29 protein-coding genes and 3 tRNA genes are annotated in these 24,366 nt (G+C 71.7%); 8 read left to right on the top strand and 24 right to left on the bottom strand.

Annotated features, from left to right (window positions below; genetic code table 11):
- Nucleotides 1-138: 138 nt before the first annotated feature.
- On the bottom strand, nucleotides 139-357 hold the full coding sequence (locus ACF09E_RS15815) for a hypothetical protein (RefSeq protein ID WP_015036455.1): 219 nt from the start codon (nucleotides 355-357) through the stop codon (nucleotides 139-141).
- 392 nt (nucleotides 358-749) lie between these two features.
- On the bottom strand, nucleotides 750-1,031 hold the full coding sequence (locus tag ACF09E_RS15820; RefSeq protein ID WP_361847140.1) for an acylphosphatase: 282 nt from the start codon (nucleotides 1,029-1,031) through the stop codon (nucleotides 750-752).
- A gap of 203 nt (nucleotides 1,032-1,234) precedes the next feature.
- Here ACF09E_RS15820 and ACF09E_RS15825 point away from each other — a divergent pair, with 203 nt between their 5' ends.
- Nucleotides 1,235-2,191: a CAP domain-containing protein gene (locus ACF09E_RS15825; RefSeq protein WP_392205731.1), complete on the top strand. Its 957-nt coding sequence runs from the start codon at nucleotides 1,235-1,237 to the stop codon at nucleotides 2,189-2,191.
- 78 nt (nucleotides 2,192-2,269) lie between these two features.
- Here the strand turns inward: ACF09E_RS15825 and ACF09E_RS15830 are convergent, their stop codons facing one another.
- Entirely contained in the window at nucleotides 2,270-2,854 is a 585-nt protein-coding gene (locus ACF09E_RS15830) for a flavodoxin family protein (protein WP_392205732.1), read from the bottom strand.
- Between the two features lie 125 nt (nucleotides 2,855-2,979).
- Here ACF09E_RS15830 and ACF09E_RS15835 point away from each other — a divergent pair, with 125 nt between their 5' ends.
- Nucleotides 2,980-3,366 (top strand): winged helix-turn-helix transcriptional regulator, encoded by a 387-nt coding sequence (locus ACF09E_RS15835; protein WP_392205733.1) that lies wholly within the window; start codon nucleotides 2,980-2,982, stop codon nucleotides 3,364-3,366.
- A 104-nt stretch (nucleotides 3,367-3,470) separates the two neighbouring features.
- On the opposite strand, the gene mutM is transcribed toward ACF09E_RS15835, so the two are convergent.
- From mutM to ACF09E_RS15880, 9 genes are all read right to left on the bottom strand, one after another.
- On the bottom strand, nucleotides 3,471-4,331 hold the full coding sequence (gene mutM / locus ACF09E_RS15840; protein WP_392205734.1) for a bifunctional DNA-formamidopyrimidine glycosylase/DNA-(apurinic or apyrimidinic site) lyase: 861 nt from the start codon (nucleotides 4,329-4,331) through the stop codon (nucleotides 3,471-3,473).
- A gap of 117 nt (nucleotides 4,332-4,448) precedes the next feature.
- Nucleotides 4,449-5,255 (bottom strand): ribonuclease III, encoded by an 807-nt coding sequence (gene rnc, locus ACF09E_RS15845; protein ID WP_361847125.1) that lies wholly within the window; start codon nucleotides 5,253-5,255, stop codon nucleotides 4,449-4,451.
- Nucleotides 5,256-5,275: 20 nt separating this feature from the next.
- Nucleotides 5,276-5,449: a 50S ribosomal protein L32 gene (rpmF, locus tag ACF09E_RS15850; protein WP_015036448.1), complete on the bottom strand. Its 174-nt coding sequence runs from the start codon at nucleotides 5,447-5,449 to the stop codon at nucleotides 5,276-5,278.
- Between the two features lie 2 nt (nucleotides 5,450-5,451).
- Complete coding sequence (locus tag ACF09E_RS15855) at nucleotides 5,452-6,165, bottom strand: YceD family protein (protein WP_392205735.1); 714 nt, start codon at nucleotides 6,163-6,165, stop codon at nucleotides 5,452-5,454.
- A gap of 90 nt (nucleotides 6,166-6,255) precedes the next feature.
- Nucleotides 6,256-7,305 (bottom strand): cell division initiation protein, encoded by a 1,050-nt coding sequence (locus ACF09E_RS15860; RefSeq protein ID WP_392205736.1) that lies wholly within the window; start codon nucleotides 7,303-7,305, stop codon nucleotides 6,256-6,258.
- A gap of 110 nt (nucleotides 7,306-7,415) precedes the next feature.
- Nucleotides 7,416-7,895, bottom strand: a complete 480-nt coding sequence (coaD, locus tag ACF09E_RS15865; protein ID WP_328491035.1) for a pantetheine-phosphate adenylyltransferase — start codon at nucleotides 7,893-7,895, stop codon at nucleotides 7,416-7,418.
- Between the two features lie 26 nt (nucleotides 7,896-7,921).
- Nucleotides 7,922-8,506, bottom strand: coding sequence for a 16S rRNA (guanine(966)-N(2))-methyltransferase RsmD (gene rsmD / locus ACF09E_RS15870; protein ID WP_388793803.1), 585 nt, complete (start codon nucleotides 8,504-8,506; stop codon nucleotides 7,922-7,924).
- A gap of 68 nt (nucleotides 8,507-8,574) precedes the next feature.
- On the bottom strand, nucleotides 8,575-10,773 hold the full coding sequence (gene recG, locus ACF09E_RS15875) for an ATP-dependent DNA helicase RecG (protein ID WP_392205737.1): 2,199 nt from the start codon (nucleotides 10,771-10,773) through the stop codon (nucleotides 8,575-8,577).
- Between the two features lie 59 nt (nucleotides 10,774-10,832).
- On the bottom strand, nucleotides 10,833-12,452 hold the full coding sequence (locus ACF09E_RS15880) for a DAK2 domain-containing protein (RefSeq protein WP_392205738.1): 1,620 nt from the start codon (nucleotides 12,450-12,452) through the stop codon (nucleotides 10,833-10,835).
- 277 nt (nucleotides 12,453-12,729) lie between these two features.
- Between ACF09E_RS15880 and rpmB the strand changes: the two genes are divergently transcribed.
- Complete coding sequence (rpmB, locus tag ACF09E_RS15885; RefSeq protein ID WP_015036441.1) at nucleotides 12,730-12,915, top strand: 50S ribosomal protein L28; 186 nt, start codon at nucleotides 12,730-12,732, stop codon at nucleotides 12,913-12,915.
- 140 nt (nucleotides 12,916-13,055) lie between these two features.
- Here rpmB and thiD read toward each other — a convergent pair whose 3' ends face one another.
- Together thiD and ACF09E_RS15895 are read right to left on the bottom strand one after the other, a co-directional pair.
- Nucleotides 13,056-13,856 carry a bifunctional hydroxymethylpyrimidine kinase/phosphomethylpyrimidine kinase gene (gene thiD / locus ACF09E_RS15890; protein WP_392205739.1) on the bottom strand — a complete coding sequence of 267 codons (801 nt, stop codon included), beginning with the start codon at nucleotides 13,854-13,856 and terminating at the stop codon, nucleotides 13,056-13,058.
- The gene (locus ACF09E_RS15895; RefSeq protein WP_148006334.1) at nucleotides 13,853-14,815 is read right to left on the bottom strand and encodes a thiamine-phosphate kinase; all 963 of its coding nucleotides are present in this window, start codon (nucleotides 14,813-14,815) and stop codon (nucleotides 13,853-13,855) included. Before ACF09E_RS15895 ends, thiD begins: the two co-directional genes overlap by 4 nt.
- A gap of 233 nt (nucleotides 14,816-15,048) precedes the next feature.
- Between ACF09E_RS15895 and ACF09E_RS15900 the strand changes: the two genes are divergently transcribed.
- Together ACF09E_RS15900 and ACF09E_RS15905 are read left to right on the top strand one after the other, a co-directional pair.
- Entirely contained in the window at nucleotides 15,049-15,282 is a 234-nt protein-coding gene (locus ACF09E_RS15900) for an Lrp/AsnC family transcriptional regulator (RefSeq protein ID WP_017947604.1), read from the top strand.
- A gap of 23 nt (nucleotides 15,283-15,305) precedes the next feature.
- Complete coding sequence (locus tag ACF09E_RS15905) at nucleotides 15,306-15,785, top strand: DUF3515 domain-containing protein (protein WP_392206109.1); 480 nt, start codon at nucleotides 15,306-15,308, stop codon at nucleotides 15,783-15,785.
- Nucleotides 15,786-15,817: 32 nt separating this feature from the next.
- Here the strand turns inward: ACF09E_RS15905 and ACF09E_RS15910 are convergent, their stop codons facing one another.
- The 3 genes from ACF09E_RS15910 to ACF09E_RS15920 form a co-directional block, all read right to left on the bottom strand.
- Nucleotides 15,818-16,957: a D-alanine--D-alanine ligase family protein gene (locus ACF09E_RS15910; RefSeq protein WP_392205740.1), complete on the bottom strand. Its 1,140-nt coding sequence runs from the start codon at nucleotides 16,955-16,957 to the stop codon at nucleotides 15,818-15,820.
- A gap of 117 nt (nucleotides 16,958-17,074) precedes the next feature.
- Nucleotides 17,075-18,076, bottom strand: coding sequence for an NAD(P)H-dependent glycerol-3-phosphate dehydrogenase (locus ACF09E_RS15915; protein WP_361847099.1), 1,002 nt, complete (start codon nucleotides 18,074-18,076; stop codon nucleotides 17,075-17,077).
- Nucleotides 18,073-18,825 carry a lysophospholipid acyltransferase family protein gene (locus ACF09E_RS15920; protein ID WP_388793793.1) on the bottom strand — a complete coding sequence of 251 codons (753 nt, stop codon included), beginning with the start codon at nucleotides 18,823-18,825 and terminating at the stop codon, nucleotides 18,073-18,075. Before ACF09E_RS15920 ends, ACF09E_RS15915 begins: the two co-directional genes overlap by 4 nt.
- A 127-nt stretch (nucleotides 18,826-18,952) precedes the next feature.
- Here ACF09E_RS15920 and cofC point away from each other — a divergent pair, with 127 nt between their 5' ends.
- Complete coding sequence (gene cofC, locus ACF09E_RS15925; RefSeq protein ID WP_392205741.1) at nucleotides 18,953-19,600, top strand: 2-phospho-L-lactate guanylyltransferase; 648 nt, start codon at nucleotides 18,953-18,955, stop codon at nucleotides 19,598-19,600.
- 10 nt (nucleotides 19,601-19,610) lie between these two features.
- Entirely contained in the window at nucleotides 19,611-19,820 is a 210-nt protein-coding gene (locus tag ACF09E_RS15930; protein ID WP_392205742.1) for a hypothetical protein, read from the top strand.
- Nucleotides 19,821-19,910: 90 nt separating this feature from the next.
- On the opposite strand, the gene ACF09E_RS15935 is transcribed toward ACF09E_RS15930, so the two are convergent.
- The 4 genes from ACF09E_RS15935 to leuC all read right to left on the bottom strand — a co-directional run bounded on the left by ACF09E_RS15935 (nucleotide 19,911) and on the right by leuC (nucleotide 23,112).
- Nucleotides 19,911-20,612 (bottom strand): HU family DNA-binding protein, encoded by a 702-nt coding sequence (locus tag ACF09E_RS15935; protein ID WP_388793789.1) that lies wholly within the window; start codon nucleotides 20,610-20,612, stop codon nucleotides 19,911-19,913.
- Between the two features lie 143 nt (nucleotides 20,613-20,755).
- Nucleotides 20,756-20,983 (bottom strand): hypothetical protein, encoded by a 228-nt coding sequence (locus ACF09E_RS15940; protein ID WP_030325570.1) that lies wholly within the window; start codon nucleotides 20,981-20,983, stop codon nucleotides 20,756-20,758.
- A 104-nt stretch (nucleotides 20,984-21,087) separates the two neighbouring features.
- Entirely contained in the window at nucleotides 21,088-21,681 is a 594-nt protein-coding gene (gene leuD, locus ACF09E_RS15945; RefSeq protein ID WP_361847084.1) for a 3-isopropylmalate dehydratase small subunit, read from the bottom strand.
- Between the two features lie 6 nt (nucleotides 21,682-21,687).
- Nucleotides 21,688-23,112: a 3-isopropylmalate dehydratase large subunit gene (gene leuC, locus ACF09E_RS15950; protein WP_392205743.1), complete on the bottom strand. Its 1,425-nt coding sequence runs from the start codon at nucleotides 23,110-23,112 to the stop codon at nucleotides 21,688-21,690.
- Nucleotides 23,113-23,252: 140 nt separating this feature from the next.
- Here leuC and ndgR point away from each other — a divergent pair, with 140 nt between their 5' ends.
- Entirely contained in the window at nucleotides 23,253-23,969 is a 717-nt protein-coding gene (ndgR, locus tag ACF09E_RS15955; protein ID WP_015036427.1) for an IclR family transcriptional regulator NdgR, read from the top strand.
- 124 nt (nucleotides 23,970-24,093) lie between these two features.
- Here the strand turns inward: ndgR and ACF09E_RS15960 are convergent.
- The 3 genes from ACF09E_RS15960 to ACF09E_RS15970 form a co-directional block, all read right to left on the bottom strand.
- Nucleotides 24,094-24,166, bottom strand: a tRNA-Glu gene (locus tag ACF09E_RS15960).
- Nucleotides 24,167-24,205: 39 nt separating this feature from the next.
- Nucleotides 24,206-24,277, bottom strand: a tRNA-Gln gene (locus ACF09E_RS15965).
- A 14-nt stretch (nucleotides 24,278-24,291) separates the two neighbouring features.
- Nucleotides 24,292-24,364: transfer RNA gene (locus tag ACF09E_RS15970), tRNA-Glu, on the bottom strand.
- Between the last annotated feature and the right edge of the window lie 2 nt (nucleotides 24,365-24,366).

Genomic DNA, 24,366 nt, shown 5'->3' on the forward strand with positions numbered 1-24,366 from the left:
AAAGAAGGAAGGGACGCCGGAGCGCCCCTTGCATGTCCGCTCTGCCGACATGAGTACTCGGTCGGCCCCACCGGCATGGATCTGCCGTCGGCGGTGCCGGCGTGAGTGGTTCCCACCTGGCCCCTCGGGGCTGGGTTGTCAGGTGAGCGCAGGCTCCGCCTGGGGTACGTCGAGGTCGATGCTGTTCAGCAGCGACTCTCCCTGGTGCTGAGCGGCGGCCGCGGCGAGCGAGTCGTTCTCGGACTGGATCCGTACCAGCTCGGATTCCAGGTCCTGGACGCGCTGCTGGAGCCGTCGCATCTCGGCGAGGAGTCGCGGGTCGGAGCCGCCGACGTAACCGAGAAGCGCCTTTGCCATGATGAGTGGTCCTCCACAATGAGTGACCGACCGTAGCGGTTGGGTCGTGAGGGATTTCGCACCCGCGGTGCTCGGCAGCACTTGCTTGTCGTGCCGGTTCCACTGCCAAACAGCTAAGGTGCGCGGGGATTCCAGAGTCTCACCAAAAAGTTTGACGGTCAACACGATCACGCCCCGCTTGAAGGGCCTACCGAGGAGTCCCGGGCCGCTCAGCGGGCGGCGGGGCCTCTGGAACTCGGTGCCTCAGGGCGTCGCGATCATCCTTACCCGGCAGCCTTCCATGACGGGCGCTCCTTGGCAACCACCAGGGGCTTTCCCCGTCGTCCGGCTGTTACCGCCCGTTCCCCCGGTACCCCTCTCGGTCACCGGGAGAGGGTGTCGGAGAGTGATCGTCAGCGGATGGCGAAGCCGTCGTAGCCACCGCGCGGGGTGGCCCAGATCTCAGTGACGCCGTCCACGCGCCCGGGTGTGTCGGCGGAGTGGAGCCAGGCGAGCAGACGGTGGCAATTCTCACGCGCCCCCTCGGCCACCACCTGCACCCGGCCGTCGTCGAGGTTCAGGGCGAAGCCGACCAGGCCGCCGATCTCCAAAGCGTTTGCCCTGGTGAACCAGCGGAAGCCCACTCCCTGTACCCGGCCGCGTACCCAGGCGGTCATCCGAACGTCGTCATCCATGCCTGCACGCTAACGGGCGGATTGCCAGATGAGCACATCGCCCCCGGCCCGCATGGACTACAGTCCCGACCGAACACGCCTCACCCATTCGGACCCGCGCCGTTCGAGCGCCGGCCCGAAACGGTACCGAGAGCAAAGATCAGCAAAGGCCCCGAGGGCCCGCACAGGACCACAGCAGGACCAGCAAGAGGAAGGCAGACCAGATGGGACGCCACCGTCGCGCCGGAGCCGCACCCGCCGCAGAAGACTACGCGGACGGATCGGACCGCCGTCACCGGGGTGCCCGCCGCAAGCGGCGCAGCCCCGTGCGCACCGGCCTGCTCGGAGCCTCCGCCGCCGTCGCGGTGGGCGCCATCGCCGTCACCTCGGGCCTGCTGCCCGGCGGCGACACCCTCACCGTCGGCAGCGCCGGTTCGAGCGAGCGCCCCAGCCAGTCCCGGCAGGCGCCGGAGCTGACGACGCAGGGCGGGGCCACGCAGACCCCGACCGGCGAGCGGGGCGGCCCGCACACCCCCGCGACGACGGGCACGGACAAGGGCCGGACGGCCTCGCCGTCGGCGACCCCGTCCGCGAAGCCGACCCCCACGGCGAAGCCGACCCCGTCGAAGACGCCGACCAAGGCCCCGACCAAGGCCCCGACGAAGGCGCCCGCCAAGCCGACGGCACCGCGGACCACGGCCGCGCCCACCACCAAGGCCCCCGCCCCGAAGCCGGAGCCGAAGCCCGACCCGACGACCGAGGCCCCGGCCCGGAAGTCGGCGGCCCCCACCATCACCGACCGCAGCGCGGCAGCGGAGGCCGAGGTCGTGCGCCTCGTCAACGACGAGCGCGCCAAGGTGGGCTGCTCTCCGGTGAGCGCGGACACCCGGCTCGCGGCGCTGGCCGGCGCGTTCAGCTCGGACATGGCGGCCCGCGGCTTCTTCGACCACACGGACCCGGACGGCGCCACCCCGTGGGTGCGCGCCGAGAAGGCGGGGATCTCGGGCCTCGGCGGCGAGAACATCGCCCGCGGCCAGGCGGACGCGGCGGCCGTGATGGCGTCCTGGATGAACAGCGACGGCCACCGCGCCAACATCCTGAACTGCGACTTCACCACCCTCGGCGTGGGCGTCCACTTCGCCGACGGCGGCCCCTGGTGGACCCAGGACTTCGGTTACTGAGCCGCCCGGACGCTCCGGGGAGACGCACGGGAGGGCCCCGTCACCGACCGGTGACGGGGCCCTCCCGCATGGGGACGGTCAGACGGCGGCGCGGCCGGCGACGAAGGTGCGGGCCGTCAGGGCGACACGGCGGCCGAGGTGCTCGGCGGTGGCGACGTCGGCCTTGTGCACGCCCTCGGGGCCGAGGTCGTTGTGGGTCTGGGCGCCCGCGCCGGCGAAGAAGCCGAGTCGGTTGAGGTCGTTCTCGGAGGCGTCGCTGGTGTTCCAGCCGGGCTTCAGACCGAGGTTGACCCAGGTCATGCCGTGCTGGCCGGCGAGGGTCTGGAAGAACTGCAGGGTGTGCAGCTTGTCGCCGCTCTTGGAGCCGGAGTTGGTGAAGCCGGCGGCGAGCTTGTCCAGCCACGCGTCCGCGAACCAGCGCTTCGAGGTCTCCTCGGCGAACCGGTGGAAGGCGCCGGACGCGGTCCCCATGTAGGTCGGGGAGCCGAAGACGATCGCGTCGGAGGCGTCGAGCAGCTCCCACTGGGTGTCGGTGATCCCGTCGACGTCGATCAGGTGGACGGTGGCGCCCGTGTCCGCGGCGCCGGCGCGGACGGCCTCGGCGAGGACGGCGGTGTGGCCGAAGCCGGAGTGGTAGGCGATGGAGACGACGGGGGTGGTCACAGCGGGGCTCCTCGAACGGGGGCGGTGGGGCTACGACCGGAAGTAGAGCACTAACTTTCCGAAAGCGCAAACCCATGGTTAGCGCACCTCTGGTGGTAAGCGCTGCACGGGAGTACGGTGGACGCATGACCGAGGACCTCGCCTACGACGTGTTCGCCCGCGCCTGCCCCTCGCGCGGCACGCTGGAGCACGTGACGGGCCGCTGGGGCAGCCTGACCCTGGGCGCCCTGCACGAGGGGACGTTCCGCTTCAACGAGCTGCGGCGCCGGGTGGACGGCGTGAGCGAGAAGATGCTGTCGCAGACCCTGCACGCGCTGGAGCGCGACGGCCTCGTGCACCGCGAGGCACAGCCCACCAACCCGCCTCGGGTCGACTACCGGCTCACCCCCCTCGGCCGGGACGTCGCGGAGCGGCTGATCGGCCTGATCGCCCTGGTGGAGGGGCGTATGCCCGAGGTCGAGGCGGCCCGGGCGAGCTACGACGCGGAGCGCGCGGCGCCCGTGTCGGGCTGAGCGCAGAACCGCGCGGAGGCTCGCCGAGCGCGCCCGGACGCCCGCGCCGCGGAGGCGACGGACCGCGCGGGACCCCGGTCCGGACGAAATTCCGGAGCGGACCGTCAGACGGTCGCGCGCGGCGGACGCTGGCAGCGCGGGCAGAAGTAGCTGGAGCGGTTCATCCAGGACCGCCTGCGTATCGGAGTGCCGCAGCGGCGGCAGGGCTCGTCCTCGCGACCGTAGGCGTCGAGCGAGCGGTCGAAGTAGCCGGACTCGCCGTTGACGTTGACGTACAGGCTGTCGAAGCTGGTGCCGCCGACGTCGAGGGCCGCGTTCATCACGTCACGGGCGTGCCCGAGCAGTTCCGCGGAGCGCGGCCGGGTCAGGGTCGCCGTCGGCCGGTCGTAGTGCAGCCGCGAGCGCCAGAGGGCCTCGTCCGCGTAGATGTTGCCGACGCCGCTGATCAGCGACTGGTCGAGCAGCGCGCGCTTGACCGTGGTCCGGCGCAACCGCAGCGCGCGGTGGAAGGCGTCGTCGTCGAACTCCGGGTCCAGCGGGTCCCGCGCGATGTGCCCGATGACGTCCGGGAGCCCGTCGGGGGTCTGGTCGTGGAGCGAGAGTCCGCCGAAGGTGCGCTGGTCGACGAAGCGGAGTTCGGTGCCGGCCGCGTCGTCGAAGCGGATCCGGATCCGCAGGTGCTTCTCGTCCGCGGTGCCCTCGGGCTGGACGAGCAGCTGTCCGCTCATGCCGAGGTGGCCGAGGACGGACGTGCCGGTCTCGGCCAGCGGCAGCCAGAGGTACTTGCCCCGGCGGCGCGCCACCTCGAAGCGCCGCCCCTCGAGCCGCGCCGCGAAGTCCGCGCCGCCGGCCGGATGGCGCCGTACGGCCCTGGGGTGCAGCACCTCGACATCGGTCACGGTCCGCCCGGCGACCCAGCGCTCCAGGCCCCGCCGGACGACCTCGACCTCGGGCAGCTCGGGCACGGGACTCCTCCGGACGTACGTCGTCGACAGCACTCCCACCCTACCGGCGCACACCGCCCGGAAAAGACGGGAACCCCGCCGTGGGGCGGGGTTCCCGGGAAGCGGGGATGCGGCCGGTCAGGCCGACGCCCGGTGGGCGGTCGGAGAGGGGTCGGCGACCTCTCCCGCCTCGGCCGCGGCCTTCGCCGCCGCCGCGCGTTCGTCCGCGGCGGCCTTGATCGAGCGCCACGCGGACTCCGCCGCCTGCTGTTCCGCTTCCTTCTTGCTGCGGCCGGTGCCGGTGCCGTACGAGACACCACCGACGCGGGCGGCAGCAGTGAAGGTCTTCTCGTGGTCCGGACCCTCCTCGGAGACGAGGTACTCCGGCACACCCAGACCCTCGGCCGCGGTGAGCTCCTGGAGACTGGTCTTCCAGTCCAGGCCGGCACCGAGGTTCGAGGACTTCTCGATCAGCGGGTCGAAGAGCCGGTGCACCAGCTCGGACGCCGCTTCGAGGCCCTGGTCGAGATAGACCGCGCCGATCACCGCTTCAAGGGTGTCGGCGAGGATGGACGCCTTGTCCCGGCCGCCCGTGCCCTCTTCGCCCCGGCCGAGCCGGATGAAGGAGCCGAGTTCGAGTCCGCGCCCCACGCCCGCCAGCGCACGCGAGTTGACCACCGCGGCCCGCAGTTTGGCCAGCTGGCCTTCCGGCAGGTCGGGGTGGGTCCGGTACAGCGTGTCCGTGACCACCAGACCGAGCACGGAGTCCCCGAGGAACTCCAGCCGCTCGTTGGTGGGCAGACCGCCGTTCTCGTACGCGTACGAACGGTGGGTCAGCGCACGCACCAGAAGGGCGGACTCGAGCCGATAGCCGAGCCGCCCTTCCAGAAGCGTGTGGGACGAGGCATGGTCCGTCTTGTCGTCCGTCTTGCGGGACTCAGACATTGCGCCTCTCACCAGCCCGATCAGACCGAGAGGACCTGGCGCTTGTTGTAGGTGCCGCAGCTCGGGCACGCGATGTGCTGCAGCTTCGGCTCCTGGCAACGCTCACACGAAACCAGGGTGGGGACCGCAGCCTTCCACTGCGACCGGCGGTGGCGCGTGTTGCTGCGCGACATCTTCCGCTTCGGAACAGCCACGGCTACTTCTCCTGCTTCTCGGCGGCGCTTCGGACGTCCCCGTCAGAGGCTTTGCCGCTCATGTTGTCCTTCTCATCGGTTCCCAGCGAACCGGCGAGTCCCTGCAGTGCCGCCCAACGGATGTCGACGGCGTCATGGTGGTGGTCCGGGTTCTCGTTCAGGTTGGTTCCGCACTCGGAACACAGGCCCGCACAGTCCTCCCGGCACACCGGCTGCATCGGCAGTGCGAGCACCACCGCATCACGCAGCACGGGTTCGAGGTCGAACATGCCGTCCTCGAGGGGGATCATGTCCTCGTCGGCCTCGGCTTCGTCGTCCGCGGCCGCCTTGGAGCGGCCCCGGTCGTCGGAGTCGGGGTACGAGAACATCTCCTGGAAGTCCACGTCGAGCTCGAGCTCGACGGGCTCCAGACACCTTACGCACTCCCCCTCGGCCGATGCACGGGCGGTGCCTGTGACAAGCACCCCTTCCATGACCGACTCAAGACGGAGATCGATGTCGACCGGGGCGCCCTCGGGCACTCCGATCACTCCTTCGACGCCGAGGTCCCCGGGGGCCTCGATCGAACGCGAGAGCCGCTGGAGGGCACCAGGACGCCGCCCCAGCTCGTGTGTGTCGAACACGAGGGGGTTGCGGTGGTCGAGGCGCGTGCTCAGGGCTCTTCCTGCTTTCGAAAGTCGTGCTGCGTCGAGGAGGCTGCCAGACGCGGGCAGCATGGATCGCGGAGATACGCGCGACCGAAGAGCCAGGATACTGGACGCTTCGCTCAGGGCCCAATCCGGCCCTCGGGGGCCTGACCGGCCCGGCTACTGCCCCTGCTCGTAGCGGCGCAGCTGCTCCAGGTCGATCATGCTCGTGTCGAAGAAGCTCGTCTCGTCGAGCGAGCCGCCCTGCTGCTGCCCCTGCGCGTGGTCCTGCTGGACCGGCTGCTGGTACGCGTACGGGTCCTGCTGCTGGTAGCCGTACGGGTCCGTGTGCTGCGGCTGCTGCTGGTACGCGTAGGGGTCGGGCTGCTGCTGGACCTGCTGGTAGCCGGCGTACGGGTCGCCCTGGGGCTGCTGGTAGGCCGCGTACGGGTCGGCCTGGGGCTGCGCCTGCTGCTGGGCGGGGATCTGGACCGGCTCGGGGTCGGCGAGCTCCGCGAGACCGGCCAGGTAGTCGGAGTCACTGGTGTGCACGGATCCGACGAGACCGTCCTGGGCGGCCATGTGCTCGCCCAGCGCGTCGGTGGCGATCCGGCCGTGCAGCTTCTGCCGGCCCCGGCCGACGGCCTCCAGGGTCTTGCTGAGCACCGCCTCGAAGGCGCCGAGCTTGGCGTCGACGTACTCGTCGGCCCGGTGGATCAGGGTCTGCGGGTCCGAGCTGTACTCGGGGGCGTCCTCGTCGGCGTAGCCGTTCTGGTCGAGCCCGGGGCCCCGGCCGAGGAGCTTCTCGCGGCCGCGGTCGACGGAGCCGATCGTCTTGTTGAGGACGACCTCGAAGTTCGCGAGCTTGGAGTCGACGTAGTCGTCGGCCTCCGCGCGGACCTCCTCCGCCTCCCTGCGGGCCTCGGAGAGGATCCGGTCGGCCTCCTCCTGGGACTGCCGGGCGACCTGGGTGTCGGAGACGATCGAGCCGCGCTCCGCGTGGGCCGCCTCGATGATCCGCTCCGCCTCCTGGCGGGCCTGCTCGACCATGTGCGCGCGGCCGCCGATCAGCTCCTGGGCCTGGGCCAGGGAACCGGGCAGGGCCTCCCGCACCTCTTCGAGCAGGGCGAGCAGCTCGGCGCGGTTGACCACGCAGGATGCCGACATGGGCATGGAGCGGGCGCCCTGAACGGTCGCGACGATCTCGTCGAGCTTCTTCTGCACGTCCACCGGGTGCTCGCCACTCTCTACAGCTGGATGGAGACGGACGGGACGACTGTAAGGGCAGTCGGGGCCCGTCCGACACCGGGTGACGGAGCGTCAGCGGTGGTGGCCGCGCGTCACTTCCGGCCCAAGCGCTCGGTCAGCCGGGGCAGGACCGTCGGCGGGACCAGGTGGGAGACGTCGCCGCCCCAGGCGGCGACCTCCTTGACCAGCGAGGACGACAGGAAGCTGTAGGTCGGGTTGGTGGGGACGAAGAGGGTCTCCACGCCCGTGAGGCCGTTGTTCATCTGGGCCATCTGCAGCTCGTAGTCGAAGTCGCTGACCGCGCGCAGCCCCTTGACGATCGCGGGGATGTCGCGCTGCTTGCAGAAGTCGACGAGCAGCCCGTGGAAGGACTCCACCTCGACGTTGCCGAAGTCGGCGGTGACCTCGCGGATCAGTTCGATCCGCTCGTCGACCGTGAACAGGCCCTTCTTCGACTGGTTGATCATCACCGCGACGTGCACGACGTCGTACAGCTTGGAGGCACGGGCGATGATGTCGAGGTGTCCGTTGGTGATGGGGTCGAATGACCCCGGACAGACGGCGCGGCGCAACGTGGGTCCCTCGCTCTCCGGTCCGGTCATCGTGCGTCTTCGCACGGTGAGGCGGCGCGACCGTACCAAAACGTTCCCTCGCCGTAACGACGGGCCCGCAGTGGTTCGAAACCGTCCGGCCAGCCGAACTCCCCGCCTCGGGTGCTGCGCTCCACGGTGACGAGGGCGTCGTCCGCGAGCCAGCCCCCCGAGCGGAGTGTGAGGAGAATCTCCCGGAGCTCCGCGTCGCCGACGGCGTACGGCGGGTCGAGGAAGACCAGGTCGTAGGGGTCGGCGGGGGCCGCTCCGGTCACGATCTGCTCCGCCTTGCCGGTGCGGAGTTCGGCGCCGGGCAGGCCGAGCGAGGAGATGTTCTCCCGGATGGTCCGCGCGGCGCGCGGCTCGGCCTCGACGAGGAGGGCGTGGGCGGCGCCCCGGGACAGCGCCTCCAGGCCGACGGCGCCGGAGCCGGCGTACAGGTCGGCGACCCGGGCCCCGTCGAGGGTGCCGAGGAACGCGCCCCAGGTGGAGAAGAGGCCTTCGCGCGCCCGGTCGGAGGTGGGGCGGGTGCCGTTGCCGGGCGGCACGGCCAGGCGGCGCCCGCCGGCGGTTCCGGCGATCACGCGGGTCATCGGTGTCCTCGTCCTGCGTCGTCCAGTGCGTACGTCTCAGGATATGACCGCGGGTCCCCGGCGCGCGGTCAGCCCTTCTCCAGGTACTCCTCCCGGTCCTTGTCGAGCAGGGCGTCGAGCGCGGTGCGCAGACCGGGGTGGGCGGTGAGGTCCGGGTCGGCGAGGACGAGGGCGGTCGCCTCCTCCCGGGCGGCGGCGATGACCTCCTCGTCGTCGATGACGGTGAGCACCCGCAGCGAGGAGCGGACGCCGGACTGGGCCTGGCCGAGGACGTCGCCCTCGCGGCGCTGTTCGAGGTCGATGCGGGAGAGTTCGAAGCCGTCGAGGGTGGCGGCGACGGCGGCGAGGCGCTGCCGGGCGGGGCTGGCCTCGGGCATCTCGCTGACGAGGAGGCAGAGGCCGGGTGCGGAGCCGCGGCCGACGCGGCCGCGGAGCTGGTGGAGCTGGGAGACGCCGAAGCGGTCGGCGTCCATGATCACCATGGCGGTGGCGTTGGGCACGTTGACGCCGACCTCGATGACGGTGGTGGCGACGAGGACGTCGAGCTCGCCGGCGGCGAAGCGCCGCATGACGTCGTCCTTGTCGTCGGGGTGCATCCGGCCGTGCAGGACGGCGATGCGGAGTCCGGCGAGGGGCCCGGCACCGAGCTTCTCGGCGACGTCGAGGACGGCGAGCGGCGGGCGCTTCTCGGCCTCGTCCTCGGCGGACGCCTTCGCCTTCTTCTTCTGGTCCTCCTCGTCGCCGATCCGGGGGCAGACCACGTACGCCTGGTGTCCCTTGCCGACCTCCTCGCGGACCCGTTCCCAGGCGCGGGCGAGGAAGTGCGGCTTGTCGGCGGCGGGGACGACGTGGGTGGCGATCGGGGAGCGTCCGGCGGGCAGCTGGTCGAGGACGCTGGTCTCCAGGTCCCCGAAGACGGTCATGGCGACCGTGCGCGGGATGGGGGTGGCGGTCATCACCAGGAGGTGCGGGGGCTGCTTGCCCTTGCCGCGGAGGGCGTCGCGCTGCTCGACGCCGAAGCGGTGCTGCTCGTCGACGACGACCAGGCCCAGGTCGTGGAAGCGGACCTTGTCCTCGATCAGGGCGTGGGTGCCGATGACGAGGCCGGCCTCGCCGGTGACCAGGTCGAGCAGGGCCTGCCGGCGGGCGGCGGCGCCCATGGAGCCGGTGAGCAGGACGACCTTGGTGGCGCGGTCGGCGCCGCCGAGCATCCCGCCCTCGGCGAGCTCCCCCATCATCTCGGTGACGGAGCGGTGGTGCTGCTGGGCGAGGACCTCGGTGGGGGCGAGCATGGCGGCCTGTCCGCCGGAGTCGACGACGGCGAGCATGGCGCGCAGCGCGACCATCGTCTTGCCGCTGCCGACCTCGCCCTGGAGGAGGCGGTGCATCGGGTGCTCGGTGGCCAGGTCGTCGAAGATCTCCCGGGAGACCTTCCGCTGGCCGTCGGTCAGGGTGAAGGGCAGCTTGGCGTCGAAGGCGTCGAGGATGCCTCCGGGGACGGGCCGGCGGGCGGCGGCGGGGAGCTGGGTGTCGGCGTGCCGGCGGCGGGCGAGGGCGACCTGGAGGACGAACGCCTCGTCCCACTTGAGGCGTTCGCGGGCGACGGCGATGTCGGCCTTGGTACGGGGCCGGTGGATGAGCCGGAGGGCGTCGGGGAGTTCGGCGAGCCCGCGGCCCTCGCGCAGGGCGTCGGGGAGCGGGTCGACGGCGTCGACCGCGCTGGGCAGGACGGCGTCGACGGCCTTGGCGATCTTCCAGGACTCCAGCTTGGTGGTGGCCGGGTAGATCGGGATCTGGGCCCCGGCCCAGACGTCGACGTCGGTGCGCTCCCCGTCGTCGCCGCGGAGGAGTTCGTACGCGGGATGGGCGAGCTGGAGGCGCCGGTTGAAGAGCGAGACCTTGCCGGCGAACATCGCGCGGGTGCCGGGCAGCAGGTCGTGGTGCGGCTTGTGCACGCCCTTGCCGAAGAAGACCAGCTGGAGGCGGCCGCTGCCGTCGGTGATGGTCACCTCGAGGCGCTGGCCGCGTCCCTTGGCGCCGTTGAAGGTGTGCACACGGGCGTCGGCGACCTGGGCGACCACGGTGACGTGCTCGTCGAGCGGCAGGTCGGCGAGGGTCGTCAGCTCCCCCCGCTCGGCGTACCGGCGGGGGTAGTGGTGGAGGAGATCGCCGACCGTGTGCAGGTCGAGCGCCTCGGCCATGACCTTGGCGGTGGCGGGGCCGAGGGACTTCTTGAGTGGTTCGTCGAGCGCGGGCACGCGTTCCATTGCACACCACGCGACCGACAGTCGTCCCGGATGCCGGGGAGGAGCGTCGGGAAAAGCCGCTATTCCACCCCGATGAGCAGGGGCGGGGCGCCGGCGCCGGCGTGGTAGGTGGTGGTGTCGACGGCCAGGTAGCCGCTCCGGACGTGGGCCTCCAGGTCGGGGGCGAGTCCGGGCGGGGTGTCGTCGGCGACGACGAGGGTGACGAGCTCTCCGCCGGCGGAGAGCATCCGGTCGAGGACGGTGCGGGCGGTCTCGGCGAGGTCGGTGCCGATGACGGCGACGTCGCCCTCGATGAGGCCGAGGACGTCGCCGGCCTGGCAGACGCCGGCCGAGGTGAAGGACTGCCGTTCGGCGACGGCGAGTTCGGCGTAGCGGGTGGCTCCGGCGGCGGCGGTCATGGCGACGACGTCCTCGTCGAAGCGCCGGTCGGGTTCGTGGACGGCGAGGGCGGCGATGCCCTGGACGGCGGCCCGGGTCGGGATGAGGGCGACGCGGATGCCCTCGGCCCTGGCGTGTTCGGCGGCGGCGGCCGCGGTCTGCCGGAGGTCGCCGTCGTTGGGCAGCAGGACCACCTCGCGCGCGTGGGCCCGCCGGATCGCGTCGAGGAGGGCGTCGGCGGCGGGCTGTTCGCCGGGCAGGGTCCGTACGGTCGTGGCGCCCGCCTCGGCGCAGAGTCCGGCGAGGCCCTCGCCGGGGACGACGGCGACGACGGCCCGCTGGGCGCGTTCGCCGCGGGCGGTGGAGGCCGCCGAGTCGGCGGCGAAGTGGGTGATCCGGATGCGGTGGGGCCGTCCGGCCTCGATGCCGGCCTCGACGGCGGCGCCGGCGTCGTCGACGTGCACGTGGACGTTCCACAGCCCGTCGCCGCCGACGACGACGAGGGACTCCCCCAGGGCGTCGAGGCGGGACCGGAGGAGGTCGACGGCCTCGTCCCCGGCCTCCAGGAGGTAGATCACCTCGTAGGCCGGCCCGTCCTCGGCCGGGCAGTCCTCCCGGGGGGCGGGGGCGGTCCTCGCCTCGGGGGCCGGCGGGGGCGTCCGTCCGGTGACGGTCTCCAGGAGGGCGCCGAGGACGGTCACCAGGCCCCGGCCGCCCGCGTCGACGACTCCGGCCCGTTCGAGGACGTCGAGCTGTCCGCAGGTGGCGGCGAGGGCGGTCCTGGCCCCGTCGTGGGCGTTCCTGGCCACCTCGACGAGACCGCCGCCGCCGGCGCAGGCGGCGGCGGCGGCGCTCGCCACGGTGAGGATGGTGCCCTCGACCGGGTGGGCGACGGCCCGGCGGGCCGCGGTCGCGGCCTCGTCGAGGGCGCGGGCGAGGTGATCACCGTCACAGCCGTGGGCGAGGACGCCCGCCATGCCGCGGAGCAGCTGGGACAGGATGGTGCCGGAGTTGCCGCGGGCGCCGAGCAGGGCGCCGTGCGCCATGGCCCGGACGGTCTCGGCGGTGTCGGGGCGGGGTGCGGCGGCTGCGGCGAAGACGGCCTCGACGGCCTGGTGGGCGGCTTCCGCGGTCAGGTACAGATTGGTGCCGGTGTCCCCGTCCGCCACGGGATACACGTTGATCGCGTCGATCTCCTCGCGCTCCCGGCCGAGCGCGTCGAGCGAGCGCGCGCACCAGGACCTGACCGCTTCGGCGTCGAGCTCGACGAGCTCCTCGAAGGGGTGAAGGGCTCGCGACAACGGGGGGTCCTCCTTCGGCGGCGGGCTCACCGCAGGGTAGACCCGAGGTGTCCGTCCCCCAAGCTCTCGGTTTCGCTCGCGCGGGAGGGGACCCCCGGTGACCGGGCCCCGGGGCGAGGTCCGCCGAGACCGTGGTAGTTTCGTTCCACCGAGCCAGCCGTTGTATGCTGCTTCGGTTGCCCGGTTCCACGCCGGGCCATCCCCCGGCAAGCCACTTCAGACTCCTGATTCCGGTGCGCCGGATTTCACTGTAATTCTGAAGTCTTTGGAGTGACCCGTGGCTGCCAACTGCGACGTCTGCGGCAAGGGGCCGGGCTTCGGCAACAACATTTCGCACTCGCACCGCCGTACGCCCCGTCGCTGGAACCCGAACATCCAGCGTGTGCGTGCCGTGGTCGGTCGGACGCCGAAGCGGCTCAACGTCTGCACCTCGTGCATCAAGGCCGGCAAGGTCTCGCGCTAATTGCGACGTGTTCTGTCGTAGCGCAGCCCCTGCGGTTGCCTTGAAAGGCCGGTTCACCCAGGTGAACCGGCCTTTTGCCGTGCCCGGACTCCTCCGCGCCCGGCCCGGGGGTCCCGCCGGCGCGAGGGCCGGCGGGGTCCTCAGTCCCTGAACCGCCAGCCGTGGTCGACCGGCCCGATGCCCGCGCCCAGCGCGAATCCGGCGGCGATGGCCCCGGTCACGTAGTCCTTCGCCTCCCGTACCGCCGCCGCCACCGGAAGCCCCTTGGCCAGCCCGGACGCGATCGCCGAGGCGAGCGTGCAGCCCGTCCCGTGCGTGTGCCGGTTGTCGTGGCGCGGGGCGCGCAGCCAGTGCTCCTCCGAGCCGTCGGTGAGCAGGTCCACGGCCTCCCGGCCGGTGGGCAGGTGTCCCCCCTTGATCAGGACCCACTCGGGTCCGTACGAGAGGACGGCCTCGGCCGCGACCCGCATGTCGGACTCGTACACGACGTGGACGCCCGTGAGCTGTGTCACCTCGTCCAGGTTCGGGGTGGCGACGGCGGCCCGGGGCAGCAGCTTCGTGCGGACGGAGTCGAGCGCGCTCGCGGCGAGCAGGGAGTCCCCGTGCTTGGAGACGCCGACCGGGTCGACGACGACCGGGGCGGCGGTGTCCGCGAGCAGCTCGGCGACGGTCTCCACGAGGGCGGCGGAGGCCAGCATGCCGGTCTTGACCGCCTGGACGCCGATGTCGTCCACGACGGCCCGGTACTGGGCGCGCACGGCCTCGACGGGCAGTTCCCAGACGCCCAGGACGCCCTGCGAGTTCTGGGCGGTGACGGCGGTGACGACGCTCATGCCGTGGACGCCGAGCGCGAGCATGGCCTTCAGGTCGGCCTGGATGCCCGCGCCGCCGCCGGAGTCGGATCCGGCGACGGTCAGCACCAGCGGCGGTGCGGAGCTCACTCGGTCTCCCCGAAGTGGTCCCAGCCGCCCACGCTGTGCCAGGGCGCGCCGTCCACGGTGACCTGCGGCAGGGCGGAGGGGTTGAGGACCTCGCCGATGACCTTCCAGCGGGCGGGCAGCTTCACGTCGGGCGGGAAGGTGGCCACGATGGCGTGGTCCTCTCCCCCGGTGAGCACCCACTGCATGGGGTCGACGCCGACGGCCTGGCCGATGTCGTTCATCTGGGTCGGGATGTCGATGAGGCCGGAGCGCAGGTCGATGCGGACGTTGCTGGCCTCGGCGATGTGGCCGAGGTCGGCGATGAGGCCGTCGCTGACGTCGCACATGGCGGTGGCGCCGAGGCCGGCGGCCGCGGGGCCCGCGTGGTACGGCGGTTCGGGCCTGCGGTGGGCCTCGACGAAGGCGCGGGGCGAGCGGAAGCCGCGGGAGAGGACCGCGTACCCGGCGGCGGACCAGCCGAGCCATCCCGTGTAGGCGACGACGTCGCCGGTCTTGGCGCCGCCGCGGGTGACCGGGTCGTGGTTGCGCAGATCGCCGAGCGCGGTGATGGAGACCATGATCGTGTCGCCCCGGACGACGTCGCCGCCGACCACGGCGGCGCCCGCGACCTGACATTCGTCGCGCAGTCCGTCCATCAGTTCGGTGGGCCAGGTGACGGGCAGCTCGGCCGGGACGACCAGGCCGAGGAGGAGTGCCGTGGGGACCGCGCCCATGGCGGCGATGTCGGCGAGGTTCTGCGCGGCGGCCTTGCGGCCGACGTCGTACGCCGTCGACCAGTCGCGGCGGAAGTGACGTCCTTCGAGCAGGATGTCCGTGCTGGCCACCACCCGCCGGTCGGGTGCGGAGACGACCGCGGCGTCGTCGCCCGGCCCGATCCGTACCGCCGGGGTGGACGTGAGCCGGGACGTGAGCTCCCTGATGAGCCCGAACTCGCCCAGCTCTCCGACTGTGCCCTTCACCGCGCCTCACCTCGTGTCTTCGTGCCGGCCTGCGGGCGGCGGCGCGTCTGCGCGCGCCGCGGGTCGCGGGCCGTCACCGTGCTGGGTACCGTCAAGTAAGCCGTCAACTTCTGTCCTGCGTACGCCACCCCGCGAGCGCCTCGGGACACGCAGGTCTCCCCGCGGCCCGCGGCGACGCGGTACCGTGGCGTCCCTTTCTCCCACAAGATCCTCGTGGTCGCCCTGGAGGTTCCGTGGTTCAGGCGTACATCCTCATCCAGACCGAGGTGGGCAAGGCGTCGACCGTCGCCGACACCATCTCCAAGATCCCGGGGGTGATCCAGGCGGAGGACGTCACCGGTCCGTACGACGTGATCGTGCGGGCGCAGGCGGACACGGTCGATGAGCTCGGCCGCATGGTGGTCGCGAAGGTCCAGCAAGTGGACGGCATCACGCGCACCCTCACCTGCCCGGTCGTTCATCTGTAGCCCCCGTCTACGCTTGGCCGGTGATGTCTTCCCACCGGCCCTTCGGCCTGCCCGCCGCCGTCACGGCAGCCGTTCTGCTGCTGGCCGCCGCCGGCTGCTCCTCGCCCGGCGCGGCTGCGTCCGTCGAGGTTCCCAGCCCGCCGGCGGCGGAGGCCGTCTTCTGCCAGGCACTGGCGAAGGAGCTTCCCGACACCGTGGCGGGGCTGGAACGGAGTGACCCGGAGCCCGGCTCCGAGTTGACCGCCGGTTGGGGTGACGGTGCGATCGTACTGCGCTGCGGCGTGCCCCGGCCCGAAAAGATGAGCGATCCCAAGGCGCAGGGCGTCGAGGCGAACGGCGTGAACTGGATGCTGGAGCGTCCCGAGCGCGGCGGGCCGCGGTTCACCTCGACGTACCGCAAGACGTATGTCGAGGTGACCCTCGGCGAGCAGTACACGCACGACATGACGCCGCTCGCGGATCTCGCCGATCCCGTACGGAAGACCGTGCCGCCCAGCCTCTGAGGGCGGCGGCACGGTCTTCGGGGTTCTTCGGGTCAGCGCAGGCCCGTGGAGCGGGTCAGCGCGGCCTGGATCAGCCGGTCGACGAGCTCGGGGTAGCTCACGCCGCTCTCCTGCCACATGCGCGGGTACATGGAGATCGGCGTGAAGCCCGGCATGGTGTTGATCTCGTTGATGACGAAGTCGCCGTCCTCCGTGAGGAAGAAGTCGGCGCGGACCAGGCCCTCGCAGGAGACCGCCTCGTAGGCGGCGACGGCGAGGCGCTGGATCTCGGCGGTGGCCTCGTCCCCGATGGGGGCGGGCACGATGCCGGAGGCCGAGTCGATGTACTTGGCCTCGAAGTCGTAGAAGTCGTGGTCCGTGACCGGCGGGATCTCGGCCGGCACGCTGGCGCGCGGCCCGTCCTCGAACTCCAGGACGCCGCACTCGATCTCGCGGCCGCGCAGCAGCGACTCGACGAGGATCTTGGGGTCGTGCCGGCGGGCCTCCTCGATGGCCTCGTCCAGGCCGGAGAGGTCGTCGACCTTGGTGATGCCCATCGAGGAGCCGCCGCGGGCCGGCTTCACGAACAGCGGCCAGCCGTGCTCGGCGGCGAACTCGACGATCTTCTTGCGGGCCGCGGCGGGGTTCTGCTCCCACTCGCGCGGCCGGACGACCTCGTACGGGCCGACCGGGAGGCCGAAGGAGACGAAGACCCGCTTCATGTACTCCTTGTCCTGGCCGACGGCGGAGGCGAGGACGCCCGCGCCGACGTAGGGGACGCCGGAGAGCTCCAGGAGGCCCTGGAGGGTGCCGTCCTCGCCGTAGGGGCCGTGGAGCATCGGGAAGACCACGTCGACCTCGCCGAGGGCCCTCGGCACGGTGCCGGGCTCGGTGAGGACGACCTCGCGGTTGGCGGGGTCGACGGAGAGGACGACGCCGCCCTCGGCGGACTCGGCCAGGTCGGCGACGTTCGGCAGGGCGCGGTCGGCGATGGCCATGCGCTCGGGGGCGTCGGCGGTGAGCGCCCAGCGCCCGTCCGTCGTGATGCCGATGGGCAGCACGTCGTACTTGTCCCGGTCGATGGCGCTCAGGACGGCGCCCGCCGTGACGACGGAGATGGCGTGCTCGGAGCTGCGTCCGCCGAAGACGACGGCCACGCGCGGCTTGCGGGGGCTCTGGGTGTTCTCGCTCATATCGCGATGAGCGTACCCTGCGCGGCCCGAACGGCCTTGCGACCCCGGTCCCCTCGCGCGCGTCCGGCCCAGTGCGGGGCGGCGCGGCGGAGGGGCGGCGGTGCGCCCGGCGCGGGGCTACCGGCGCTCGGGCTTCGCGCTGCGGGACATCAGCTCCTTGAGCGCGACGATCGGGGGCTTGCCGTCGTGGACGATGGACACGACCGTCTCGGTGATGGGCATGTCGACGCCGTGGCGGCGCCCCAGGTCGAGCACGGACTCGCAGGACTTGACGCCCTCGGCGGTCTGCTTGGTGGCGGCGATCGTCTCCTGGAGGGTCATCCCGCGGCCGAGGTTGGTGCCGAAGGTGTTGTTCCGGGAGAGCGGCGAGGAGCAGGTGGCGACGAGGTCGCCCAGGCCCGCGAGGCCGGAGAAGGTGAGCGGGTCGGCGCCCATGGCGAGGCCCAGCCGGGTCGTCTCGGCGAGACCGCGGGTGATGAGCGTGGCCTTGGAGTTGTCGCCGAGTCCCATGCCGTTGGCGATGCCGACGGCGAGGCCGATGACGTTCTTGACGGCCCCGCCGAGCTCGCAGCCCACCACGTCGGTGTTGGTGTACGGGCGGAAGTACGGGGTCATGCAGGCGGCCTGGAGGCGCTGGGCGACCGTCTCGTCGACGCAGGCGGCCACGGCGGCGGCGGGCTGCCGGGCGGCGATCTCCTTGGCCAGGTTCGGGCCGGTAAGGACGGCCACCCGCTCGGCGGGGACGTCCGCGACCTCAGTGATGACCTCGCTCATGCGCTTGGCCGTGCCGAGTTCGACGCCCTTCATGAGGGAGACGAGGACGGTGTCGGGGGCCAGCATCGGCGCCCAGGCGGCGAGGTTGCCGCGGAGGGTCTGGGAGGGGACGACGAGGACGGTGAAGTCGGCGTCGTGGGCCGCCTCGGCCGGGTCGGCGGTGGCGGTGATCGCCGCGGGGAGTTCGACGCCCGGCAGGTAGTCGGGATTGGTGCGGGAGGCGTTGATCTCCTTGGCGAGTTCGGCACGGCGGCCCCAGAGGCTCACCTCGCAGCCCGCGTCGGCGAGCACCATCGCGAACGCGGTGCCCCAGGATCCGTTGCCGAAGACCGCTGCCCTGGTCATTTGGTGCCCCCTTCGGCGGCCTTGCGCCGCTGCTCCAGGCGCGCCCTGCGGTGGTCGTACGGTTCGGCGGGCGCCCGCTCGCCGCGGATCTGCTCCAGGAGCGCGGTGATCGCGGCCATGATGACCTCGGTCGCCTCGCGGAGCACCTCGGGCGTGGGCTCCAGTCCGTAGAAGCGGGAGAGGTCGACGGGCGGACCGGCCTGCACGGTCAGCGTCTTGCGGGGGAACAGGCTGAGCTTGTTCTCCTTGGCGTACGGCGGCATCGCCAGGTTGGCGCCCCACTGGGCCACCGGGATGACGGGGGCCCGGGTGAGCAGCGCGACGCGGGCGGCGCCCGTCTTGCCGGCCATGGGCCACATGTCGGGGTCCCGGGTGAGGGTGCCCTCGGGGTAGAAGGCGACGCACTCGCCGCGCTCGATGGCGTCGACGGCGGCGCGGAACGCGTCGAGCGCGTTCGTCGTCTCCCGGTAGACGGGGATCTGCCCGGTGCCGCGCAGCATCATCCCGACGAAGGGGGTCTTGAAGAGGCCCGCCTTGGCGAGGAGGCGCGGGACCCGGCCGGTGTTGTACTGGTAGTGCGCGTACGACAGCGGGTCCAGGTAGGAGTTGTGGTTGACCGCGGTGATGAATCCGCCGTCGGCCGGAATGTGCTCCATACCGCGCCAGTCCCGCTTGAACAGAACCACCAGGGGGGGTTTGGCGATGACCGCCGCGAGGCGGTACCAGAAGCCGATTCTGCGGCGGGGCACGCGTACACCTTTCTCCGGGACAGGCTGGCAGGGGGTCAAGTGTCGCCCCATGCTCCTGCTCTGTCGAGTGACACCGTACGCCCCGGGCCCTCCTGGGGACCGCGTGGGCGGGACAGAATGGGCCGCGATGAACACGCATGCGGACGACGGCTGGTCCCTGGTCGTACCCCTGAAGCCCCTCGCCCTGGCGAAGAGCAGGCTGGCCGCGGCGGCCGGGTCCCGGCTGCGCCCGCGGCTGGCGCTGGCGTTCGCCGAGGACACCGTGGGGGCGGTGCTGGACTGCCCGCGGGTACGGGATGTGGTCGTCGTCACGGACGATCCGGCGGCCGGGGCGGCGCTCTCGGCCCTGGGCGCGCGCATCGTGCCGGACGCTCCGGCGGCGGGGCTCAACGCGGCGCTCGCGCACGGGGTCCGCGCCGTGCGGTCCCGGCGGCCCCGCGCCCGGGTCGCCGCGCTCAACGCGGACCTGCCGGCGCTCCGGCCGGAGGAGCTGACCCGGGTCCTGGAGGCGGCCGGGAAATTTCCCAGGGCTTTTCTCGCGGATGCCGCCGAAATAGGTACGACATTCCTCTCGGCGGGTCCGGGAGTGGAATTGGAACCGGCATTCGGGGGTGCGTCGCGGCTTCGGCATTTGTCTTCGGGCGCGGTGGAAATCCTCCTCGCGGGGGTGGATTCGGTGCGCCGGGACGTCGACACCGGCGAGGACCTGGCGGCGGCCGGGGCGCTGGGGCTCGGCCCGCGGACGGCGGCCCGGTGGCTGCCGGCGGCCGGATAGGCTGCGGTCCATGCAGGCGACCGCGTTCACGTACGACTCCGAGACCCGCTGCGGCAGTGTGCTGCTCGACGACGGCACCCCCGTGGAGTTCGGGGCGGCGGCCTTCGAGGCGGGCGGGCTGCGGATGCTGCGGCCGGGGCAGCGGGTCCGGATCGAGGCGGAGCCGGGCACCTCGGGGGCCGGCCTGCGGATCACCCTGGTGACGCTCCAGACGTTCTGACGCGCCCGGTCCCCGCCGTCGGGGCCCCGGACGCGCCGCGGGCCGGGCTCCCTGGGGGGAGCCCGGCCCGGCGGGTGTCTACCGCTCGTCCTACTTCTTGGCGGCGGTCTTCTTGGCGGTCGTCTTGCGCGCCGTCGTCTTCTTGGCGGGCGCCTTCGTCGCCGTGGCCTTCTTGGCGGCGGGCGCGGTCTTCTTGGCGGTGGCCTTGGTCGCCTTCTTGGCGGCGGCCGTGGTGGTCTTCTTGGCGGCGGCGGAGGTCTTCTTCGCGGCGGCCGTGGTGGTCTTCTTCGCCGGGGTCGCCTTCTTCGCGGCCGCGGTGGTCTTCTTGGCGGCGGCGGAGGTCTTCTTCGCGGCGGCCGTGGTGGTCTTCTTCGCCGGGGTCGCCTTCTTCGCGGCGGCCTTCTTGGCGGTGGTCGCCTTCTTGGCGGCGGCCTTCTTCACGGTGGCGGAGGCGCCGCCGGTCAGGCTGCCCTTGGGGGCCTTCTTGACGGAGACCTCGCCGCCCTTGGGGAGCTTCTTCGAGCCGCTGACCAGGTCCTTGAAGCCCTGACCGGCACGGAAGCGCGGAACCGAGGTCTTCTTGACCCGCACCCGCTCACCCGTCTGCGGGTTGCGGGCGTAGCGGGCCGGACGGTCGACCTTCTCGAACGAGCCGAAACCCGTCACGGAGACCCGGTCGCCGGCGACCACGGCACGCACGATGGCGTCGAGCACGTGGTCGACGGCTTCGGCGGCCTGCTGGCGACCGCCCATCTTGTCGGCAATCGCTTCTACGAGCTGCGCCTTGTTCACGTCTTCCCCTTCGGAGACATTGCCAGAACGAAAGTGTTCAAGCTTTTTCGCACGTTAGGCATGTATATACCGCAAATCAAACACGAAACGGGCTAATCACCCTAGTGCCGCAACGCGGTAGATCCGCTGCGGAGTTCCTGGTGTCAGTCGTCCTCTGGGAATCGGCCCTCGTCGAGGTCCTTCATCAACCGGTCCAGACGCGTTGCCGCGTCCTTGAGATCGTGCTTCGCCGCGGCCGTCACGACCAGCAGCTTCCGGGACAGCGCCATCCTTACGCCCTCCGGGACTTGCAGTGAGCGCACTCTTGTGTGCGCTTCCTTCAATCGGGCGGCGACTGACTCGTAGAGCTCGAGTTGGCTGTCGCGTTCCATGCACCGATTGTGCCATCTAGGGCGAGTTGTCGCCCGACAGGGTCTCAACAAGCGACTGCGCCCCCCACCGGGCGGTGGGGGGCGCAGTCGTGGAAAAGCGCTGCTCAGACCGTAATTGTACGGGGCTTGAAGGCCGGTCGGGACGCCTCGTAGGCCGCGATGTCGGCTTCGTTCTGAAGGGTGAGGCTGATGTCGTCGAGACCGTTCAGGAGCCGCCAGCGGGCGTTCTCGTCGAGCTCGAAGTCGGCGTCGATCCCCTCGGCCAGGACCTTGCGGCGCTCCAGGTCGACGGTGACCTCGGCGGTCGGGTCGGCCTCGGTCAGCTCCCAGAGCGCGTCGACCGTCTCCTGCGGCAGGACCACGGTGAGCAGTCCGTTCTTCAGCGAGTTGCCGCGGAAGATGTCGGCGAAGCGGGAGGAGATCACGGCCTGGAAGCCGTAGTTCTGGAGCGCCCAGACGGCGTGCTCGCGGGAGGAGCCGGTACCGAAGTCGGGTCCGGCGACCAGGACCGAGGCGCCCTGCCGCTCGGGGCGGTTGAGGACGAACTCGGAGTCCTTGCGCCAGGCCTCGAACAGGCCGTCCTCGAAGCCGTCGCGGGTGACCTTCTTGAGCCAGTGGGCCGGGATGATCTGGTCGGTGTCGACGTTGCTGCGGCGCAGCGGGACGGCCCGGCCGGTGTGGGTGGTGAAAGCTTCCATGGTTCCTCAGACCCCCGCGGTGGTGGCGACGTCGGACAGATCGGCCGGGGAGGCCAGATGGCCCAGCACGGCGGTGGCGGCGGCGACCTGGGGTGAGACCAGGTGGGTCCGGCCGCCCTTGCCCTGCCGGCCCTCGAAGTTGCGGTTCGAGGTGGACGCGGAGCGCTCACCGGGAGCCAGTTGGTCGGGGTTCATGCCCAGGCACATCGAGCAGCCCGCGTGCCGCCATTCGGCGCCGGACTCCTTGAAGACCTTGTCCAGGCCCTCCTCGACGGCCTGCAGGGCGACCCGCACGGAGCCGGGGACGACCAGCATGCGGACGCCGTCGGCGACCTTGCGGCCGTCCAGCAGGGCGGCGGCGTTGCGCAGGTCCTCGATGCGGCCGTTGGTGCAGGAGCCTACGAAGACGGTGTCGACCTTGATGTCGCGCAGCGGCTGCCCGGCGGTCAACCCCATGTACTCCAGGGCCTTCTCCGCGGCCAGGCGCTCCGAAGCGTCTTCGTACGAAGCCGGGTCGGGGACGTTCGCCGAAAGCGGCGCGCCCTGGCCCGGGTTGGTGCCCCAGGTGACGAACGGCGCCAGGGCGGCGGCGTCGATGACGACCTCGGCGTCGAAGACCGCGTCCTCGTCGGACCTCAGGGTCTTCCAGTACGCGACGGCGGCGTCCCAGTCCTCGCCCTCGGGGGCGTGGGCGCGGCCCTTCAGGTACGCGAAGGTGGTCTCGTCCGGGGCGATCATGCCCGCGCGGGCGCCGGCCTCGATCGACATGTTGCAGATGGTCATGCGGGCCTCCATCGAGAGCTTCTCGATGGCGGAGCCGCGGTACTCCAGGATGTAGCCCTGGCCGCCGCCGGTGCCGATCCGGGCGATGATCGCCAGAATCAGGTCCTTGGCGGTGACGTCCTCGGGCAGCTCACCGTCGACCGTGATGGCCATGGTCCGGGGGCGGGCCAGCGGCAGCGTCTGGGTGGCGAGCACGTGCTCGACCTGGCTGGTGCCGATACCGAACGCCAGCGCGCCGAAGGCGCCGTGCGTGGAGGTGTGCGAGTCGCCGCAGACGACGGTGGTGCCCGGCTGGGTCAGACCCAGCTGCGGTCCCACCACGTGGACGACGCCCTGCTCGACGTCGCCCAGCGGGTGCAGCCGGACGCCGAACTCGGCACAGTTCTTCCGGAGGGTCTCCAGCTGTGCGCGGGAGACCGGGTCGGCGATCGGCTTGTCGATGTCGAGGGTCGGGGTGTTGTGGTCCTCGGTGGCGATGGTGAGGTCGAGGCGCCGCACCTGCCGGCCGTTCTGGCGCAGGCCGTCGAAGGCCTGGGGGCTGGTCACCTCGTGCAGCAGGTGCAGATCGATGAAGAGGAGGTCGGGCTCGCCCTCGGCGCGCCGGACGACGTGGTCGTCCCAGACCTTCTCCGCGAGTGTCCTACCCATCGCTTTCCCTCCGGCCGACGTCTACGCCGGCACAACTAGAGACCCGTTTCGCGGGCCGTTGTGCGGCCGCCTCACCAGAGTGACAAGTTCCGCAGGAAATTGAACTTGCGTTTCACAGAGTGAGACGCGAATATCGTTGCATGGACAACTCTAGCGGCGTAGGCGTTCTCGACAAGGCAGCCCTTGTCCTGAGCGCCCTGGAGTCCGGTCCGGCCACCCTCGCAGGACTGGTCGCGGCGACGGGACTCGCACGACCCACGGCCCACCGACTGGCCGTGGCACTGGAACACCACCGGATGGTGGCGCGTGACATGCAGGGCCGGTTCATCCTCGGACCGCGGCTGGCGGAGCTCGCCGCCGCGGCCGGCGAGGACCGTCTGCTCGCGACCGCGGGCCCGGTGCTGACGCATCTGCGCGACGTCACCGGCGAGAGCGCCCAGCTCTACCGCCGGCAGGGCGACATGCGCATCTGCGTGGCGGCGGCCGAGCGCCTCTCGGGCCTGCGGGACACCGTCCCGGTCGGCTCGACGCTGACGATGAAGGCCGGCTCCTCGGCGCAGATCCTGATGGCCTGGGAGGAGCCCGAGCGGCTCCACCGCGGCCTCCAGGGCGCCCGCTTCACGGCGACGGCCCTCTCGGGCGTTCGGCGCCGCGGCTGGGCCCAGTCGATCGGCGAGCGGGAGCCGGGCGTCGCGTCCGTCTCCGCGCCCGTACGCGGCCCGTCGAACCGCGTGGTGGCCGCCGTGTCGGTCTCCGGTCCGATCGAGCGCCTGACGCGTCACCCGGGCCGTATGCACGCCCAGGCGGTCATCGACGCCGCGGCCCGCCTCTCCGAGGCGCTCCGCCGCACCGGCTGACCTCCCGCTCCCTCCCGTTCGTACCGGCCCACCGCTTCAACGCCGCAGCGGTGGGCCGGAGTTGTGTCGACGGCAGCGGACAGCGAAGAAGCCCTCCCCCGAAGGGAAGGGCTTCTTCTGTCTGTACCCCCGACCGGATTCGAACCGGCGCTACCGCCTTGAGAGGGCGGCGTGCTAGGCCGCTACACAACGGGGGCCTTGCGGATGTGATCCGCGGTGCAGATGAGCTCTGCGAGCTGGCCTACCAGGACTCGAACCTAGAATGACGGTACCAGAAACCGTAGTGTTGCCAATTACACCATAGGCCATGGTGGTTACACCGTACCCCCGACCGGATTCGAACCGGCGCTACCGCCTTGAGAGGGCGGCGTGCTAGGCCGCTACACAACGGGGGCAC

The sequence above is a fragment of the Streptomyces sp. NPDC014891 genome (assembly GCF_043081085.1).
In the GTDB taxonomy this organism is placed as follows: Bacteria; Actinomycetota; Actinomycetes; order Streptomycetales; family Streptomycetaceae; genus Streptomyces.

What these genes read in the sequence shown, in the direction of transcription:
- ACF09E_RS15815 (WP_015036455.1), bottom strand. Translation starts at nt 357, where the DNA reads ATGGCAAAGGCGCTTCTCGGTTACGTCGGCGGCTCCGACCCGCGACTC.
- ACF09E_RS15820 (WP_361847140.1), bottom strand. Translation starts at nt 1,031, where the DNA reads ATGGATGACGACGTTCGGATGACCGCCTGGGTACGCGGCCGGGTACAG.
- ACF09E_RS15825 (WP_392205731.1), top strand. Translation starts at nt 1,235, where the DNA reads ATGGGACGCCACCGTCGCGCCGGAGCCGCACCCGCCGCAGAAGACTAC.
- ACF09E_RS15835 (WP_392205733.1), top strand. Translation starts at nt 2,980, where the DNA reads ATGACCGAGGACCTCGCCTACGACGTGTTCGCCCGCGCCTGCCCCTCG.
- rnc (WP_361847125.1), bottom strand. Translation starts at nt 5,255, where the DNA reads ATGTCTGAGTCCCGCAAGACGGACGACAAGACGGACCATGCCTCGTCC.
- ACF09E_RS15855 (WP_392205735.1), bottom strand. Translation starts at nt 6,165, where the DNA reads ATGCTGCCCGCGTCTGGCAGCCTCCTCGACGCAGCACGACTTTCGAAA.
- rsmD (WP_388793803.1), bottom strand. Translation starts at nt 8,506, where the DNA reads ATGACCCGCGTGATCGCCGGAACCGCCGGCGGGCGCCGCCTGGCCGTG.
- recG (WP_392205737.1), bottom strand. Translation starts at nt 10,773, where the DNA reads ATGGAACGCGTGCCCGCGCTCGACGAACCACTCAAGAAGTCCCTCGGC.
- ACF09E_RS15905 (WP_392206109.1), top strand. Translation starts at nt 15,306, where the DNA reads ATGTCTTCCCACCGGCCCTTCGGCCTGCCCGCCGCCGTCACGGCAGCC.
- ACF09E_RS15910 (WP_392205740.1), bottom strand. Translation starts at nt 16,957, where the DNA reads ATGAGCGAGAACACCCAGAGCCCCCGCAAGCCGCGCGTGGCCGTCGTC.
- ACF09E_RS15915 (WP_361847099.1), bottom strand. Translation starts at nt 18,076, where the DNA reads ATGACCAGGGCAGCGGTCTTCGGCAACGGATCCTGGGGCACCGCGTTC.
- cofC (WP_392205741.1), top strand. Translation starts at nt 18,953, where the DNA reads ATGAACACGCATGCGGACGACGGCTGGTCCCTGGTCGTACCCCTGAAG.
- ACF09E_RS15930 (WP_392205742.1), top strand. Translation starts at nt 19,611, where the DNA reads ATGCAGGCGACCGCGTTCACGTACGACTCCGAGACCCGCTGCGGCAGT.
- ACF09E_RS15940 (WP_030325570.1), bottom strand. Translation starts at nt 20,983, where the DNA reads ATGGAACGCGACAGCCAACTCGAGCTCTACGAGTCAGTCGCCGCCCGA.
- leuD (WP_361847084.1), bottom strand. Translation starts at nt 21,681, where the DNA reads ATGGAAGCTTTCACCACCCACACCGGCCGGGCCGTCCCGCTGCGCCGC.
- leuC (WP_392205743.1), bottom strand. Translation starts at nt 23,112, where the DNA reads ATGGGTAGGACACTCGCGGAGAAGGTCTGGGACGACCACGTCGTCCGG.
- ndgR (WP_015036427.1), top strand. Translation starts at nt 23,253, where the DNA reads ATGGACAACTCTAGCGGCGTAGGCGTTCTCGACAAGGCAGCCCTTGTC.